Annotated in this window: 10 protein-coding genes; 6 read left to right on the top strand and 4 right to left on the bottom strand. The window is 39.5% G+C overall.

The features are described from left to right. The first annotated feature begins 279 nt into the window (after positions 1-279). Positions 280-3,501 carry a TonB-dependent receptor gene (locus I6J02_RS19425; RefSeq protein ID WP_201679420.1) on the top strand — a complete coding sequence of 1,074 codons (3,222 nt, stop codon included), beginning with the start codon at positions 280-282 and terminating at the stop codon, positions 3,499-3,501. A 177-nt stretch (positions 3,502-3,678) separates the two neighbouring features. Next, positions 3,679-5,298, top strand: a complete 1,620-nt coding sequence (locus I6J02_RS19420) for a hypothetical protein (protein ID WP_201679419.1) — start codon at positions 3,679-3,681, stop codon at positions 5,296-5,298. Between the two features lie 80 nt (positions 5,299-5,378). On the opposite strand, the gene I6J02_RS19415 is transcribed toward I6J02_RS19420, so the two are convergent. Further along, complete coding sequence (locus tag I6J02_RS19415) at positions 5,379-6,080, bottom strand: TIGR00730 family Rossman fold protein (RefSeq protein ID WP_201679418.1); 702 nt, start codon at positions 6,078-6,080, stop codon at positions 5,379-5,381. A 530-nt stretch (positions 6,081-6,610) separates the two neighbouring features. On the opposite strand from I6J02_RS19415, the gene I6J02_RS19410 reads away from it, so the two are divergent. From I6J02_RS19410 to I6J02_RS19395, 4 genes are read left to right on the top strand one after another with little or no spacing between them, the layout of a single operon-like run. After that, the gene (locus tag I6J02_RS19410) at positions 6,611-7,567 is read left to right on the top strand and encodes a phosphatidylinositol-specific phospholipase C (RefSeq protein ID WP_236582180.1); all 957 of its coding nucleotides are present in this window, start codon (positions 6,611-6,613) and stop codon (positions 7,565-7,567) included. Between the two features lie 15 nt (positions 7,568-7,582). Then, a complete protein-coding gene (locus I6J02_RS19405; protein ID WP_201679416.1) occupies positions 7,583-10,678 on the top strand; it encodes a SusC/RagA family TonB-linked outer membrane protein in 3,096 nt (1,031 codons plus the stop codon). A 13-nt stretch (positions 10,679-10,691) separates the two neighbouring features. Beyond that, on the top strand, positions 10,692-12,224 hold the full coding sequence (locus I6J02_RS19400) for a RagB/SusD family nutrient uptake outer membrane protein (RefSeq protein ID WP_201679415.1): 1,533 nt from the start codon (positions 10,692-10,694) through the stop codon (positions 12,222-12,224). A gap of 39 nt (positions 12,225-12,263) precedes the next feature. Continuing rightward, the gene (locus I6J02_RS19395; protein ID WP_236582179.1) at positions 12,264-14,141 is read left to right on the top strand and encodes an alkaline phosphatase; all 1,878 of its coding nucleotides are present in this window, start codon (positions 12,264-12,266) and stop codon (positions 14,139-14,141) included. Positions 14,142-14,203: 62 nt separating this feature from the next. Here I6J02_RS19395 and I6J02_RS19390 read toward each other — a convergent pair whose 3' ends face one another. The 3 genes from I6J02_RS19390 to I6J02_RS19380 form a co-directional block, all read right to left on the bottom strand. Next, positions 14,204-15,349: a PepSY-associated TM helix domain-containing protein gene (locus tag I6J02_RS19390; protein ID WP_201679413.1), complete on the bottom strand. Its 1,146-nt coding sequence runs from the start codon at positions 15,347-15,349 to the stop codon at positions 14,204-14,206. Between the two features lies 1 nt (position 15,350). Next, positions 15,351-17,555, bottom strand: a complete 2,205-nt coding sequence (locus I6J02_RS19385) for a TonB-dependent siderophore receptor (protein WP_236582178.1) — start codon at positions 17,553-17,555, stop codon at positions 15,351-15,353. A gap of 151 nt (positions 17,556-17,706) precedes the next feature. Continuing rightward, on the bottom strand, positions 17,707-18,099 hold the full coding sequence (locus tag I6J02_RS19380; protein WP_201679412.1) for a hypothetical protein: 393 nt from the start codon (positions 18,097-18,099) through the stop codon (positions 17,707-17,709). Positions 18,100-18,221: the final 122 nt, after the last annotated feature.

Below are 18,221 nucleotides of genomic sequence, written 5' to 3'. Positions count from 1 at the left end.
TGCATAAAATTCTATATTGTGATTTTTCATCAAAATAGTTATCCACAATTCACAATTGTTAAATTTTGTTAAATTATTAAGAAATTGAAGAGCTTATTTTAATTTCTGTAAGAAATGGGCGAATAAATATAAATTTTTAAATTCAACTCCTTCTATTTAGAATATTTGTAAATAACTTAATGATAATGAGCCCCCTGATCTGTATTAAGTTTATGTTAAGTTTACAAATATTCAACTCCTCTTTTTATTTTTGCAGGACAAATTTCATAATTCAAAATAATGAAGAAATCTTTACTATTTTTTGCTTTAGTTCTTGCAAGCTACGGTACGATCCAGGCGCAGGTAACGACAAGTAGTATGACTGGTTCAGTTACTCAAAGCAGTGGTCAGAAAACTGCAGGAGCGACAATCAAGGCAACACACGTTCCTTCAGGAACGACTTATTCGGGTTCTGCAAATAGTGCCGGAATATTTAACCTACCGAATATGCGTGTAGGAGGACCTTACAAAGTAGAAATTACTTATGTAGGTTTCAGTCCGCAAATCTACAATGACATCTACTTACAACTTGGACAGGCGTTTGTGTTGAATGCTAATTTGTCTGACAATGAGACAATGTTAGATGAGGTTGCTGTGACTGGAGTTAAAAAGGGAAGAAACTTCAAAACTGGAGCTGAAACAACTATTTCAAGAAAACAGTTAGAATCTTTACCTACTGTTAGTAGAAGTTTAAATGACTTTACAAGACTTACTCCACAAGCAGATATTAAAGGTAGTTCATTATCCATTGGTGGTATGAATAACCGTTTCAATCAATTGACGATTGATGGTGCAGTGAGTAATGACGTATTTGGTTTAAATGCATCAGGAACAAATGGTGGTGGTACAAATACAAGCCCTATTTCTTTGGACGCTATTGAACAAATGACTGTTCAGATTGCTCCATTTGATGTCAGATACAGCGGATTTGCAGGTGGAGGTATTTCTGCAGTTACTAAATCCGGTACTAATACTGTACAAGGATCTGCTTACTACTTATTCAGAAATCAGGATTTGACTGGTAAAACACCTAAATTTATTTTAAAAGACGGTGAGACAGCAACAAAATTAGCAGACTTTTCTGAAAAAACATATGGAGTACGTATTGGTGGACCAATAGTGAAAGATAAATTATTCTTGTTCTTCAACTATGAAAAAACACAAAGTACAACACCATTAAATAATCCTGTAGGCGTAGGACAATCTAAGCTTACAGTTGCTGAAGCAGACAGAATTGCACAGATTGCCAGAGATAAATATAATTATGAAGCGGGCTCTTACTCTGATCTTATTGATGAAAATGAATCAGATAAAGTATTTACTCGTTTAGATTATAATATTAACGAAAAGCACAAGTTATCTCTTAGGTATAACTATATTTCAGGTTATGATTTAGGGAACTCACGCAGTACTACTGCATTAACTTTTGCTAACGGGGCTGTAATCAAAAGATCTAAAACTCATAATGCAACTTTAGAGTTTAATAGTCGTTTCAATAATTCCATCTCTAATAACTTTATAGTTGGTTATAATCAAGTAAGAGACTTTAGAGATTTTAACGGAGATTTATTTCCAAGAGTTAATATTAATCTTGGAACAGGGTCTTATAACTTAGGAACTGATGCGTTTACAAACATTAATCAGTTAGATCAGGATGTTATAACGGTTACGAATAACTTAACTTTTTATAAAGGACTGCATACAGTAACTGTAGGTACACATAATGAATTTTATAAGATGTATAATGCATATACTGCCAATTCAAATGGATCTTACAGTTTCGCTAATTCTCCAGCAGCAGATGTGAATCCTGCTACAGGACAACCATATACAGCTATTGAAAACTTTGAAAGAGGTAAAGCCTTATCTTCTCAGTTCAGCTATAGTAATACGGATGATCCGCGTCAGGGAGCGAAATTCAGTGCTGCACAGGTTGGTTTCTATGTTCAGGATGACTATCAAATTCAGCCTAATATGAAAATTACTGCTGGTGTTAGGGTTGATATTCCAATGTATTTTGATAAACCAATGGAAAATACAGACTTTAACAATTCTATCTTAGCCCTACGTTATGATGTGAAAACAAATAGCATGCCTAAGGCAGCATTTATGTTCTCACCTCGTGTAGGTTTCAACTGGGATGTTAATTCAGATCGTTCAACAATTGTACGAGGTGGTTTAGGTATTTTTACTTCTAGATTTCCGTTCGTATGGGCTTCCGGAGCATTTTCTCAAAGTGGAGCATTGTTAGGGGGTAATAACTTGAGTTCAGGAAAAGATAATATTCCTGTTGTTAATTTTATAGCAGACCCAAATGCTCAGCCTAAGTTTGCTGGAAATGTAACACCTTCAGGTAATATTACAGTATTGGATAAAAATCTTAAATTACCTCAGATTGCACGTTTTTCAGCAGGTGTAGATCAGGAATTACCTTACGGAGTTAAAGGTACATTTGAATTTATGTATGCTAAAAACCTGAGCGCATTTAGATTCACTGATATTAACCTTGAAAAACCAATTGGTCAATTACAAGGTGCTGACAATCGTTTGATGTATTCAACGGTTAACAACGACAGACGTATTCTTGATAACTATTCAGAAGTTGTATACATTGACAATGTAAATAAGGGATATTCCTGGTCAGCAACTGCATCATTGTTGAAAAACTTTGATTTTGGATTATCAACGTCCTTATCTTATACCTATACGGAATCAAAAGATTTGTTCTCAGGAACATCATCTCAAAACAATTCAAATTTCTACCGTGTAGCTACAGTTAATGGATCAAATAGTGCTACGGTAGCACATTCTCCATTCAGTACAGGTAGTCGTGTATTAGGGGTTCTTTCTTATTCAAAAGAATATCTGGGTCACTTAGGTACTACGATTTCATTACTGTATAATGGACAATCCGGAGCACGTTATTCTTATATGGTAACAGGAGGATTAGCAGGTCTGGCACAATCCTCATCTAATCAGTTTGCTTTAATGTACATTCCTAGAGATCAGTCAGAAATGCACTTTGTTGCAACAAAAGATATGACTGCTGATCAACAATGGGCTGCATTCAATTCATTTATTGAGTCCGATGATTACCTGAAAAGCCGTCGTGGTAAATATGCTGAACGTAATGGTGCAAGAACTCCATTTGCTCATAAATTTGATGTGAGAATTCTTCAAGATTTATTCACTAATATTGGTAATACCAAAAATAAATTGCAATTATCAATTGATATCATGAATGTGGGTAACCTGATTAATAGCAATTGGGGTAAACAATATAGTGGAGGTGGTAGTTTCTGGGATAACGACTTCAGACCAGTTACATTTGATAGCTATATTTCCGGTACTAATACTCCGCAATACAGACTTAACAATTTGAATAACAATAAACCATATTTTGAGCAGGATATCGTTTCCAGATGGTCCGCACAAGTAGGTGTTCGTTATATCTTCAACTAATTTAGAAGATACACATCTTTTTTAAATAGAATCCCCGTCAGAAATTCTGACGGGGATTTTTGTTTTTTATAATAATCAATATTAGCTGATTATTATGTTAATGTTATGTTTGTTGTTTTTAATTAAATTAAAATTTTTGTTTCGTAAGTTTATGTTGTTTAATTTAAATTTATGATTATGAAAAATTATGGTTTTCTATTAATTTGTTTGTTTTTTTTATCGTGTAGCAAAAAGGATATTTATCCTGTTGAGCAGAATACAGATAAATTATCTTTACAACAAACACTAACAGCAAGTACTCCGTATTACTTTGATTGGGAAAGTGAAACTTATCTGCCCTCATTAAGTACTACAAATCTTGTTCCTCTTCCTTGGAACTCAGGCACAACCTCAATTAATCCAAACTTTGTGGATGACTATAAAAAGGTAGATGGCTGGGTATTATGTTATAATACATTTTCTCCTACTGTTTATTTAAATGATCCGAATTACACGTATTATTTTGCCCTTTATAATAGATATAGCGGAATATTACGGTTTTATCATTGGATTCCCGCAAATCCAATAGCGACATCCTATGTTACTCATGGATTATCCTTGTATGGAAATAGTAATAATTCGAGTATGTTAAATTTTAATGCTGTGGAAGTTATTCCAAAAGAAATTCAAAGATCCTTTTCTCTTATGAATGAACAACAAGTAACGTTGTCTGGAGGTAGTTGGTATGTTTTTGATTATGAAATGGCTTATGATAAAAATATTGTTAACTCATCATTCCCAAATGTGGGCATTGAGCTGAATCCTAAATGGGTTAACGTAACTACAGTCAATATTAACGGAACTTCTACAGGTAAGATTGAAGGAACAATTGGAAATCCAGGTTCACCCTTTAATCTGGTTAATTTTCTTACAAAAAGCGTTACTACTTTATATGGAAATTTAGCATACACAAATCTGATTGGTGTCTTAACATCTAAAAATGGTTCTGCTAGTAGTTCAGCTGAAGGTGAAATGAAGAAAACCCTATCCGACGGTGGTAAAGGAATAGTTAAAGGTATCTTAAATGGTATGTTTGGTTTAGGTGGTAGTCCCTCAACATACCAGAAAGTAAAACTGACAACTCAATCCGATATTAAACTTAACGGAACAATGGTAAATAACGGTTCACTATTCAATATTAAATTAGCTGTCCCTGGACAAGCTAACTATAATAATGTAGTTGGCTTAAAACCAAATTTCAATGAAGTAATGGGGATTTTTAATCTGAGTTCAGCTCCTGTAATAGATGCTCGTCGTGAAAGTTTCTGGTACAGTTTTGTTGATGATCAATACGGAGAAGAAGACTACACAGAAGTGGATGTTGATTATTACTCTCTTAAGAATGATGCATATGCTATTGAATGGAATCCAGCAGTCATAAATTCTGATCCTGTAAATGGTGCAAAAATTGAAAATTTAACGACTCAGATTGTTTCTATCTATCCTTATTCTACATATAACAGTTCAGGTGTAGGATTCACAACATTACTTCAAAAAGGAGATTGGAATCTCGCTGTTGGTGCAAATTTTGAAGTTTTGGTAAATGGAAATCATGTTCGGGAGCAGAACGGCAAAGATATTCTTGGTCTTTCATTACCTAATTCTTCTGAAGAATTTATCATTGTAAAAGATAAATATGCTGTTGGATATCCCGGTGAAATAGGGGTAAGAATTATTTTTGATGTGGTTCCAAATAATGGGGGTAAGAGAACGAAAATTATTAAGACTTTTGCAGCCAAAATACGAGATGTTATTTAGTATTATTCTTAAATTTTAACAAAAACAGCCCGTCAGAAACTCTGACGGGCTGTTGTATGGAATAGATATTTGATTGATCTCTAAAAATTCGGTTTTAGCAGATACTTATCGTAGAATCTGAAAATATGTTCTGCTGCATCTTCTGCACTATCGACCACGCGATACAGTTTCAGATCTTCTTCACTGATATAGGCATTTCCTAACATGGTATTCTGAATCCAGTCAATTAATCCGCCCCAATATTCGCTGCCAACCAAAACAATAGGGAATCGGGCAATTTTTCCGGTCTGAATCAGCGTAATAGCTTCAAACAGTTCGTCCATCGTTCCGAATCCTCCCGGCATCACAATATATCCCTGAGAGTATTTCATAAACATGACTTTTCGAACAAAGAAGTAATTAAATTCCAGTAGCTTATCCCTGTCAATATACTTATTGTGGAATTGCTCAAAAGGAAGCTCTATATTCAGACCTACGGATTTTCCTCCGGCTTCATAGGCCCCTTTATTAGCTGCTTCCATAATACCGGGACCGCCCCCCGAAATAACACCGTAACCTCTTTCTGTCAATAGCTTGCCAATGTCGACAGCCATTTGATAATATTTATGTTCTCTTGGAGTTCTGGCAGATCCGAAGATGGATACACAAGGACCTATTTTAGCTAGCTTTTCAAAACCATCGACAAATTCCGACATGATCTTAAAGATCTGCCACGAGTCTTTCACCTTTATCTCCTGCCATGTTTTGTTCTCGAACGCACGTAAGATTTTATCTTCCTTCATATTTAAATACTGTTTAAAAAATTATAGCCACCTTCTGAGGATGACTCTTACAAGATATACATTTTTTCTAAAATCAAAAATAATTATGCTGTCATAGTTTTTATGCATGCAGAAAAATTTAGAATTACAGAACGAAAAGCCGCTGGAGAATCTATTTACAGCCTGATACCTTTTATTAGAATACAGTGCTTTATTTTTTGTTTTCTGTTTTATATTAATTTAACAATAGCACCATTTTTTCTTAAAGATGCTGTAATATCTAGTTAATATGTAAAAGCTAGGTTTGCAACGTGAAATATCGATTTAGCAGTGTCTTTAATGTTTGGAAGCCAATCTTCATAGATTTCTGACAATTGGCGAAATCCATCACACTTACGATCAGATCTAACGACAGTTTTCAGTACGTATTAATCCATAAACTATTAAATATTCGTGTGCATATGAAATATCCATGTAGTACAGAGTGTACAAATACAAATGAATATAGTTTGGATATTCCATATGACAATTGAAAATCAAATTTTATGCATATGAAACTCTACTTCAACTACATGTTACTTTTACTGGTTGTCTTTACTTCCTGTAATTCTTCGGAGATTGAAACGCTACAGCTTTCCCAACAGTCTGCAACTGCAGATCAGGCATTGCCAGAAGGTACAAACTGGATGAGCTTTATACCGGGAGAACGTAAACTTTCCTCGCTGAGTATTCCAGGGACACACGATGCCGGCGCACGCTATGAGCCAGTTTCGGGTACAGCAAAGACACAGAACCTGACGCTTGCAGAACAGCTGAATGCGGGAGTTCGTTTTCTGGATGTACGTTGCCGTTTTGTAGATAACAACTTTGCTATCCATCACGGACCTGTATACCAGCATCTCAATTTTGATGATGTGTTGCAATCCTGTAAAAGCTTTTTACAAGCACATCCTTCAGAAACGATCATCATGAGTGTAAAGGAAGAGCATACACCCAGTGGTAATTCGATGACTTTCGAGCAACGTTTTATGAAGTATACCGATACGTATTCAGGATTATTCAGACTAGATGCAACTATCCCTTCTTTGCAGCAGGCAAGAGGTAAGATCGTGTTGTTAAGAAGATTCAGCAGTGCACAGACACTAGGTATTCAGGCTTATAACGGCTGGTCGGACAATACGTCGTTTACCATCCAAAATCCGGAATCTACTGTACAGGTTCAGGATGCCTATCAGGTGGGTAATAATACAGATAAATGGAATGCCATCAATACTTTATTAAATACAAGTAAGAATGCGGATGTAGCTTCCGGAACGTTGTTCTTGAATTTCTCCAGCGGATATCAGAAAAAATTGTGGGTCATCCCCAACATTCCATCCGTATCCAATGAGATAAATCCCAAATTATTAAACTATTTCAATCAGCAGACAACCGGCCGTTTCGGTGTTATCATTACCGATTTTATTTATGCGGATCTGGCTAAAAGTATTTTCAATACCAATTTTTAAAACAATATCATATACATGAAGAAAAACTATGTATGGCTGGCAGCAATGCTGTTTTGCCATGTGGGTGTAAGTACCCCAAGCTATGCAGGCATATCCGGATTTGGGAATGCCGTTATCCGCTATGACCAGCGACCTCTGAAAGGAATTGTCAAAGGTGTTGATGGATTGCCGCTTTCCGGTGTATCTGTACAATTAGAAAAGTCCGGCAAAGCTGTACAGACAGATCAGCAGGGAGCTTTCGAGCTGAGTGCAAAGGTTGGAGATCAGCTAAAAATAAGCAGTATAGGATTTCTGACTCAAATCATTACAGTAGATGAGCGTCTGCAGTACAATATAACATTACAGGAAGATAGTCAGACGCTGTCTGAAGTTGTAGTTGTCGGATACGGTAAGCAAAGCCGCAGTACAGTGACGGGTTCTGTTGCCAGTGTAGGACTAGACAGAGCCAGTTCGCGCTCGATGAACAATCTGGGGGATGTATTGCAGGGTAAAGCACCCGGTGTAGTCGTGACGAATGAGGGTGGAGATCCCACAGCAAAACCCCGTGTCAATATCAGGGGACTTGGTGGTATCAACGGAGAAGAGCCTCTGTATGTCATTGACGGATCCATATACTCCGGAGTGCCTATGCTGAATCCTAATGATATTGAATCTATATCCGTACTGAAAGATGCATCAGCTTCTATTTATGGTGCTCGTGCTTCGGGTGGGGTGATACTGGTTACAACAAAATCGGGACGCAAAGCACCGGTAAGTATCAATGTCGATGCTAAACAAGGATTTCAGTCTGCATGGAAAAAACCAAAACCACTAGATGCTGTACAACGGGCGCAGGTATCTAATCTGGCTGCAGATAATGCCGGTGTAAACCGTAATGATGCTTTTAATGCAGAGAAATACCCGGACGGGCAGATTACCCGTACCAACTGGATAGATGAAGTCATGCAAAATGGCCACATTCAGGATTATAATGTTTCTCTGGATGGAGGAAATGAACATTCAACAATATATTCGAGTTTCAATTACCGCAAAGGAGAGGGTATACTGCTCAATACCTACAATGAACGTTATAATATCCGTATCAATGCCAAGCATGAGATCAAACCCTGGTTGACGATCGGGGAGAATCTTTATCTGAACTACGACAACGGGAATGGGGCAGCTACCGGAGACGGTTATACGGGAGCGCTGATCTCAGCCATTTATTACCCGTCAAATGTGCCGGTATACGATGAGAACGGAGCTTTTTCCGGACTTCCACTACCTTACGGACCTGGAGCATACGGAGACATTATCAATCCTGTAGCTTATCTGAAGCGTCTGGATATCGATAATCCAACTTACAATTTTGTTGTGAATCCATATGTAGAACTAAAGCTGGCTAAAGGCTTGAAATTCAGGTCGAACTTCAGTATGACACAAGGTTTCAATAACTTTAAGCAATTCACTACCCGTGTTCCTGAAATCGGAAAACCATCAAACTCCAATAAACTTACTCTCAATGATAAACGCTCCAGCGATATTCTTGCCGAACAGATCCTGACCTATTCACTGGATAAAGGGGATCACCATCTGGACGCTTTAGCCGGATTCAATTATCAGAAAATCACGTCCCGCTTTAATGAGATCACGGGGCAGGGATTTGTGAGTGAAGCGCCGGAAATGCGTTATCTGGTCAATGCAAGTGAAACTCTCGCTCCATTGGATGGCTTTGAAGCTTCGACATTATTGTCTTATCTGGGACGTGTGAATTATAATTACAAACAAAAGTATATGCTTTCCCTGACTGGCCGGAGAGATGGCAGTTCACTCGTAGCTCCGCAAAACAGATTTCAAAATTACGGATCTGTAGCAGCGGCATGGTCACTTAAAAAGGAAAACTTTCTGCAGGATGTAAACTGGCTGTCCGAACTGAAATTAAGAGGTAGTTACGGGGTATTGGGTAATCTGGGAAGTCTGGATCCCTTTGCTGTAAATCCATTGCTGAGCCGTTCACAGATTTTTATGGGAAATACGCCTACACGTGTTACCTATCTGGCTGAAACAAAAAGAGCCAGTACTGATCTGACCTGGGCTGAATCTGAACAAACGAATATCGGATTAGACCTGGGGCTGATGAATAACCGCCTTTCTTTTATCGCGGATTATTTTATCAAGAATACCAATAATATGATTATGGAACTTCCGTTGCCGGGAACTACAGGATTGAAAAATCAGATTGTAAATGGCGGAAGTGTGCAGGATAAAGGGATAGAACTTGGAATCCAGTACCAATCTAAAGCAGAGGGTGAGTTCCAGTATGGTTTTGGAGGAAGTATCACTTCTGTTAAAAATGAAATAAAATCTTTAGCAGGAGGAGTGCAGACACAAGCTTTACCTATCAGTTTCCGTCAGATGTTAAATCCGGTTGTCCTTCAGGTAGGCGAATCTCTTTATTCCTATAAAGTAGTAGAGACAGATGGAATCTTCCAGTCTGATGAAGAAGTGAAAGCTCACACGAACGGTAGTGGAGGTTTGATTCAGCCGAACGCTAAGCCTGGAGATTTCCGTTTCAAAGATGCTAACGGTGACGGGAAAATAGACGCGCAAGACCGTGTTTTTGTCGGCAATGCTTATCCTACATTTTCTTACGGTATCAATTTTAATGCATCTTACAAAGGCTTTGATCTGAATCTGTTTTTCCAGGGAGTACAGGGGAATAAGCTCTTCAATGCGATGAAATTCAGTACACTTAACGCAGGTGTGGGGCAGCAATATAATATGCTGGAAGGTGTTTTGGATGCGTGGACTCCTGAAAATCGCAGCAATGAACTTCCGCGTGTTTCCCTACGTGATGAGAACCGTAATTTCTATGAAACATCTGATTTTTATGTAGAAAACGGCTCTTACGTGCGCTTGAAAAACCTTACACTGGGCTATACACTTCCAGCGGCATTATCCGAACGTATGAAACTGAAAAATGTACGTCTGTATGCCACAGGTAATAATGTATTTACACTGACCAAATACACCGGATTTGATCCGGAAGTAGGTATGGATAGCTATGGAATGGATTCCGGGCGATATCCGCAGGCAAGATCTTTCATTTTTGGATTGAATATTGGCTTTTAATTGAAACAAACACATGCAAAATAATATAAAGAAAACAATGCTGCTTGGTCTTTCGGCAGTATCCTTATTCACGGCTTGTAATAAGCAACTTGATATTGTACCTGAAGGTGCGCCTACAAAAGCCAATTTCTGGAAAACAGAGGCAGATGCGATCAGTGCCAGTAATGCACTTTATGCCTTATACGATCAGTCTGAATCATTCTACGGCAGGGGATTGTTTTGGTTTATCAATGCGAGTGATGATATGGTAACCGGGAGGGCAAATGCGCAGGCGGATAATATGAAAAACTTTAGCCGTGCTTATATCGGCGGATCCTACACCGAAAACAATTGGGTAGATCGTTTTATTATTATCAAACGTGCAAATGATATTATCCGGTACGTTCCTGCCATTCAGATGAGTGCAGCAGTTAAAAACCGTGTACTTGGTGAAGCTTACTTCAACAGTGCAGTGATGAATTATGAACTGGCTGCCAATTACGGCGATGAGCGGATGGGAGTACCTATCGTGACAGTGGATAATATGGATCATACGGAAGCGGTACCACGTGCGGCTAATATTACTGAAAACTATAAGCACGCTATTAATCAGTTTAAGAAAGCAGCAGATTTACTTCCCTTCTTTGATACCTATGCTGCTGCTGATCAGGGCAGAGCACATAAAGTAGCGGCATGGGGTTATTTGTCCAAAACCTATCTGTATATGAAAGATTATGCAAATGCAGAGCTTTATGCAGATTCCGTTATTAATTTTGGAAAAAGAAGATTAGAGGATAACTATAAGGATGTATTCACTACTGCACGTAACTATGGTACAGAATACATCTGGTCTGTGACGAGCAGCGCTGCAGGACCGGACGGATGGGGAAGTATTCTACCAGGCGTAATGCTGACCAACGGTGGCTGGGGAAAATACAATGGCTGGGGTTATTATCTTCCGACAAAAGAATTGTATGATGCATATGAGACAGGAGATGTCCGCAGAGAAGCTACGATCCTGAAGCCAGGGGATAAATTTATGTATTTCGGTGTAGAAACCACTTTCGCACCTCCAAGTGCAGCATTATCCGATTATCAGTTTAATAAATATATGGAGCCGTTCTCTCATGCCAATCCGATAGGTACATATGTGAGCCCCAATGGTGACCACAATTCAACTTCGCTCAATGTTCCTTTAATGAGGTATGCGGAGATTCTGCTGATCAAGGCAGAAGCTGCTCTAAATCTGAGAGGAAGCGGAGCAGGAGATACACAGCTCAATATGATTCGCAGACGTGCAGGTCTGACTCCAAAAACGGGTCTTGACATGACGGAATTGAAAAATCAACGTCGTTGTGAACTGGCCGGAGAATTTGCTGACCGTCACCGTGATCTGATTCGTTGGGGAGATGCAGCAGCAACCTATGCAAAAGCTTTGCACGATTCAAAAGGTAAAGTAATCTGGGCAGCAAGAAAATTTGATCCTAAGATACACCATGTATGGCTGGTACCTCAGCGTGAGATTGATAACAGCAGAGGAGTGATCAAACAAAATGAAGGCTGGTAGAAAGCGGCTCTAAAGTAAAAAAGAATGATAATAAAAACAGTGAAAATATTTATATGGGGTGCGTTAATGTTAACGCACCTCTATAGTTTCGGGCAGCAGCAGAGCAATCTGCTGGATAGCCTGATGTTTAAAGGAGCTTCAGTCACTTCAGACCTGAAGATCAAAGGGCACAGTCACAATGATTATGAGCAGGATATACCATTTTACAAAGCATACTATGCCGGAATGGAATCTATTGAAGCTGATGTGTTTTTGAGAGACGGTGTCTTGTATGTTGCACATGATAAGAGTGAAATCAAAAAAGATAAGACACTGGAATCTGTTTATTTGTCGCCTATAACTAAAGTGATGAAAGAGAATGGGGGACATGTGTTTAAAGATGGGCGTAAAAAGCTGCAACTGATGATTGATATCAAAGAAGATCATGTAACTGCACTGGATGCGCTGATCAGATTGCTGTCTTCACGTCCTGAACTGGCAGATAGGAGTAAAAATCCGGGTGCCATAAGAATTGTAATCAGCGGGGATCGTCCTGTACCATCTGATTTTAAAAAATATCCGCAATGGATATCTTTTGATGGACTGGTAGGACAATCTTATACAGCAGATCAATGGAAGCGGATTGCGATGTTGAGCGCCGACCTGAAAGCGTATACCAACTGGAACGGAAAGGGTACTCCGGTGCCGGCAGATAAAGCCAAGATCAAAGCGGCCATAGCTGTTGCTGAAAAACAACATATACCTTTTCGATTTTGGGGAAACCATGACAGCCCCAATACCTGGCAGGAGCTCCATAAGTTAGGTGTTTATTGGATCAATACAGATCAACCGGATGCTTTGGCCAGATTTATCGATCGTCTACCGTATGAGCAGTTTAGTCAGGCAACCCCACAAAGCTTATATACGCCGTCCTATCAGAGTGACGGGGCTGACCGTGATATCCGGAAAGTGATTCTCCTGATCGGTGATGGAATGGGACTGGCTCAGGTAAAAGCTGCAATGGCAGCCAACTACGGAGCTCTACATATGTCTGCAATGCGTAAAATAGGCCTTTCACGTACAGAAGCAGCCAATTCGGACAATACAGATTCGGCAGCCGGAGGTTCAGCTATCGCTACAGGCCATAAAACGAATAACCGAAGTATAGCTGTAGATGCAGAAGGAAATCCGATGACAAGTCTGGCAGACAGTCTTTATAAAATGGGCTGGGGATCTGCTATATTATCTACAGGTGACCTGACGGATGCCACACCTGCTGTATTCTATGCACATGCTGCAGAGCGGGATTCCTCCCGCGCCATAGCAAGACAGGCATTGGAAGCCTCATTTGATATACTGGCAGGGGGTACTCCCGGATGGTTCAAAGGTGATGAGGCTACACACTATCGTACAGCTATGCAGCAAAAAGGTATCACCTATGGGCATACAGCGCAATTGGCAAAAGACAGTAAAAAACAGATTGTATTTCTGGATGCAGCATACACCAAACCCGTTAAAGACGGACGTCCTGCGGTATTAATGGAACTTCTGAAAGAGAGTTTAAGTATATTGGACAAACAGCATGAACGATTTTTTATTATGGCTGAAGGAGCACAGATTGATTATGGCGGACACGCAAATGACCTCCCGTATGTCATTACGGAAACATTGGATTTTGATCAGGCTGTAGGTGAGGCTCTGCGCTATGCAGATCAGGATGGACATACGCTGGTCATCGTTACTGCAGATCATGAAACCGGGGGACTGACTTTGCTGGATAGTGATGAGAAAAACGGCTATGCACGCGGACATTTCAGCAGTAATGACCACACCAGTATTCCGGTTCCGGTATTTATATATGGTCCGGGATCAGATATATTTACAGGTTATTATGAAAATACTGAAATTTTTCACCGCATATTACAGGCCATAAAGTAGAAGTGTTGATCCGTTTTTTCGGATAAACGATAAATCCGACTAGAGAAAAAGGTGCTGTCTAATTAACGACAGCGCCTTTTTGTTTGTTCAGCTACAGATGCAGCTTCTTTCTTTCCTTTTCCTTTTGTTCGTTTCAGATAGAGTAAATATCCGGTAACAGATAATACTCCGGGAGTCAATCCGATGAGAATATATAAAAACTTGATAGGATAGCCACCATATGATCCCACATGTAATGGCTGTATCGCCGATTCCAGCTTTTTCGAAAATGATAATTCCCGTTGTATAGTTTTTCTTTCGATACTCCCTGTTAACGGATTGATAGCTAATGAACTGTTTCCAAATAATTTGCTGTCACCGGGAAGTGAACCGTTGACTCTGAACAATTGCCCTTCCTGTGCAGGCATATAGATATGTTCTATTGCTAATTGAGGCATGGCGTTTTTCGCAATCTGCAGCAGATCATCCATAGGCAAGAATCCGCTGCTATGTATCGGATTTTCTATCATCTTTTTCTCCCAGCTTTCGGGTTGAAAGGCAAACAGATTCATCCAGAATCCGGTAAAGAAAATAATAAGATTAAGTATTAATGCCCATACACCAATAATACGGTGCAAATCTGAAGTGAGCCGCCTGCGATTTTTCCAGTTAATTTTTACCCTGAATGTAATCACTTTCCAGAGTTGTTTCCTGTACACAATCAGTCCTGTAATACAGGAAATAAGCATGGTGATGCCCAGGATGGCGGTGAGTAATGCTCCCGGCATACCCAGATGAAAGGAAAAGTGAAACTGAAACAGCCATTGCATAATACCGGAATGAAGATCATCGTACCGGCCTGATCTGATCAATGCACCCGTATAAGGATTGACTGTCAGAATAGCGAGATCATAGGTGTAGACTTTGCCATCATTAAGGTATAACCTGAAGTTACATGCTTCATCTGATGGCGCTTCAGGATTGGTCCATCCGATTCCTCCCAGATGCGGATATTGTGAGGTGGCAATACTATACAGCTTATTCAAAGGGAGTTTTTGTTCTTTTTTTTCTATACGGAGGATGTCGTGATTAAGGGCTGTATCTATCTCCTCCATAAATACCAAAGCAGATCCGCTGATACCCAACAGGAGTAAAAAGACCCCTGTAACCAATCCGGCGATGCTATGCAACCGGAATAACTGTCTCCATATGTTAGTGGAAGATGCCATATTATCTGATGGTATAGTTCATGCCGATTCTGAAATTAAACGGATTCCCAAGGGAAGCAGTTGCAGTTCTCGAGTTTCCGCCTATAAAATACCGTTCATTGCTGATGTTGTAAAAGTTGAGTTGTAGCCCCCAGTTGTTTCTGTCATAATTGATCATCGCATCATACACCTTAGAGGAAGGAATTATAAATTTGGGATTAGACTGAAATCCCAGCTGATCACTCATGTAGCGGCCACCTACACCGACACCCAGACCTTTCGCCAGACCAGATGGTACATTATACTTTAACCATAGATTAGCCAGATGCTTTGGTGCATTCTGAAAACGACTTCCTTTTGTTCCAAGTGTATTATCTGCAGTGAGTACATGGTCATTATATGCATACCCGGCGATAACACTGAAATTCTGAATGCTTCCCTGCACTGTCGCTTCAATTCCTTTACTTCGTGTCCCGTCTATGGCAACCTGATGATTAGGGTTGTCATCAGTAGGTGCAGCAGCAAGGATATTTGTATAGTCTATGTTGTAAGCAGCTAACATAAGGGAAATACGATCCTGCCAGACGGAGCTTTTAGCTCCGATCTCATATTGTGTGGCGATACGCGGGGGAAACGGACCTCCGTTTTTGACACTATTAGAGTTCTGAGGAGTGAAGGATTTGGTATAACTTCCGTAGACAGTAAGGTTTTTTTGTATAGCATAGACCAAACCTGCCCGGGGTATCCATGCACTTGTCTTCGATTGATTTCCCTGTTCACTGTCACGTGCTGAAAGGGGAGTTCGGACTAAGTCATAAGAATCATATCGCATAGATAATAAGAGCGTTAAACTTTTATAACTGATCTGATCCTGTATATAGGAGCCAATTAAGCTGATACGTTGCTTGTTGTCATCATAATAATCTTTTTCAGGATTAGCTGCGGGTGGATCGAGACTATAATCCGGATTAAAAATACTGATACGTGTCGCCGCTGAATTTCTGTAATCATTCTTGTACCAGCCATAATTATTATAATCTATACCTCCTAATACCTGATGCTGCAAAACTCCTGTATTGATTTTGTATTCCAGAAAGCCCGTAGTCTGCCAGTTGTATTGATCATATAGCCAGTCCTGGTAGCCTCTGCTGATGGAGTCATTGCGGATGATACCGCTTACAATGTGATCTGTATAATCAAATTTGCTCCTGATATAACGTTGTATGACTGATAATTTGAGGTCTTTAGATAATTTGTTTTCGTAGGTCAGTGTAACTGAAGTGTTATGCGTTTTGCCATAATCGCTTGGACTTTGTATCGTCAGGTTTTTTGGATAATAATTAAAGTCAAAACTGCCGTCCGGACGGGTATATACATAGGTTCCTCTGTCATATTGCTGCACAGTTTTAGCGTAGGCATAATTGACTTCCAGGTCCAGTCTGCTTTTGTCATCAATAAGATATGTAAGCGAAGGAGCCAGTAACAGGTTGCGCACATCCTGATAATCGCGGAAGCTATTTCCCTGATCATATCCGGCTATTGCTCTGTACAACCATTTGCGATCTTTGCTCAGTGGTCCTGTCATATCTGCCGAGAATCGTTTGGAATCCCAGCTGCCATATGATGCCGTCAACTGTAATTGTTTAGCTGGCAGTGGTTTTTTAGTTGTAAAGTTAATGACACCTCCCGGTGCACTTTCACTGAAAAGAACTGCTGCAGGCCCGCGCAGCACCTCTACCTGTTGCACATTATACAACAAAGGCTGCTGACTCCATAAATAAAGATTACCACGTACGCCGTTAAAGGTAATAAAACCGGATCCGAAAGGATAATAGCCTGTGAATCCACGCATACTGAAAGAACCCATTCCACTATTGGCTTTGACTCCTGTCATGACAGAAGACAGTTCATTGAGGGTCGATGCCTGCAGATCCAGAATAGTCTGCTGGCTGATAACCTGAATAGACTGAGGAGTCAGCAACAGAGGTGTCTGTGTGCGGGTGACGGCAGTGACGGTGTCAGTTTTATACTTTTTATGTTCTGTATTAATGACGACTTCTTCAAGTCTTCGGATAGTGTCTGTAGATTGTGCGTGTACAACGTTGGTCTGACTACCTGAATAGATCAGGATAGCGAAAAGTATAGATAAAGTAGAGTTAGACATGGTGATATCGTAATGTAATAATAATACTGCAACTGCTTCTGCTGCAGAATAGTATGTGCGCAAAAAGGCATGATCCGATATCTGTATAAGATATTTAGCTACATATATTTACATTTGGTAGCACTGCCGTATACTATGGATAAAATAGTATCCTGAAAAAGGACAGTGGTGCAGCCGGGGCATATGTAGCCCGGAATCATGGAATAATAAAGAATTACGATATACGGGGAGGCTTGAAAAGCGAAAGGGCATATGCAGAAGACATATGCGGTGTGTCGGTTATATACTGTTTTGTATCTGCTGCGGGTATAATAAGGGGAGCAGGTGACCAGTCAAATGTGATCTGTGTATAGATGAGTTCATTTAACTGTTTGATAATCTGCATATCCTGATTATGCTCTTTCTCCTCGAGTTTTTTGATTTTTTTCATCAAAACACATTGTCCGTGACAACTCAGTTCGGGTTTATCTTTGTTTTCACAGAGAACTCTGGAGATATAATCCTGATTTATTTTGAAAGAAATAAACATCGCCATTCTACTGAAGGGTTGTAACAATACAACCAGTGCAAGTACGATGGGAATGAGTTTTAATCTTTCTTTTTTCATGTGCGCTGCAAAGGTATAACAAAAAATATTTCCGCAGACAAAAAAATGATCCCTTTACCTAAATTCGGGCAAATATAATCTCAAAAAATTGGGTTTAATGCTTCGGAATGTTTACCTTGTAA

The organism is Sphingobacterium spiritivorum (assembly GCF_016725325.1).
Taxonomy (GTDB): Bacteria; Bacteroidota; Bacteroidia; order Sphingobacteriales; family Sphingobacteriaceae; genus Sphingobacterium.
Note: the sequence above shows the minus strand (reverse complement) of the source record. Positions and strands in the feature narration are given on the sequence as shown.

Bases quoted from the DNA above. Each gene is read 5' to 3' on its own strand.
- I6J02_RS19405 (WP_201679416.1), top strand. From the start codon at position 7,583: ATGAAGAAAAACTATGTATGGCTGGCAGCAATGCTGTTTTGCCATGTG.
- I6J02_RS19380 (WP_201679412.1), bottom strand. From the start codon at position 18,099: ATGAAAAAAGAAAGATTAAAACTCATTCCCATCGTACTTGCACTGGTT.
- I6J02_RS19415 (WP_201679418.1), bottom strand. From the start codon at position 6,080: ATGAAGGAAGATAAAATCTTACGTGCGTTCGAGAACAAAACATGGCAG.
- I6J02_RS19410 (WP_236582180.1), top strand. From the start codon at position 6,611: ATGAAACTCTACTTCAACTACATGTTACTTTTACTGGTTGTCTTTACT.
- I6J02_RS19390 (WP_201679413.1), bottom strand. From the start codon at position 15,349: ATGGCATCTTCCACTAACATATGGAGACAGTTATTCCGGTTGCATAGC.
- I6J02_RS19420 (WP_201679419.1), top strand. From the start codon at position 3,679: ATGAAAAATTATGGTTTTCTATTAATTTGTTTGTTTTTTTTATCGTGT.
- I6J02_RS19400 (WP_201679415.1), top strand. From the start codon at position 10,692: ATGCAAAATAATATAAAGAAAACAATGCTGCTTGGTCTTTCGGCAGTA.
- I6J02_RS19425 (WP_201679420.1), top strand. From the start codon at position 280: ATGAAGAAATCTTTACTATTTTTTGCTTTAGTTCTTGCAAGCTACGGT.